We start from the raw sequence: 297 nt of genomic DNA, 5'->3' as shown, positions 1-297 counted from the left end.
GTCAGCGATATGCCAACGAACTGCGCCGGCGTCAGCCGCAGCGCGGCGACAAATGGCATCTCGACGAAGTCGTGCTCACCATCAAGGGCAAACACCACTATCTCTGGCGCGCTGTCGACCAGGATGGTCATACGCTGGACGTTCTTGTTCAAAGCAGGCGCAACCGCCAGGCCGCCAAACGGTTCTTTCGTAAGCTTCTCACTGGCCTGTGTTATGCACCAAGGGTTCTGATCACGGACAAATTGAAAAGCTATGCGGCCGCCAAGGTGCAGATCATGCCCGGTGTCGAGCATCGCC

At 57.9% G+C, this 297-nt stretch carries 1 protein-coding gene; it reads left to right on the top strand.

The window, feature by feature from the left end; translation table 11 throughout:
• Positions 1 to 297 (top strand): DDE-type integrase/transposase/recombinase (locus F1735_RS34730; RefSeq protein WP_167241602.1); only part of this gene is annotated, 297 nt, incomplete at both ends.

It is taken from the genome of Massilia genomosp. 1 (assembly GCF_011682185.1).
Lineage (GTDB): Bacteria > Pseudomonadota > Gammaproteobacteria > Burkholderiales > Burkholderiaceae_D > Telluria_A > Telluria_A rubra.
Note: the sequence above shows the minus strand (reverse complement) of the source record. Positions and strands in the feature narration are given on the sequence as shown.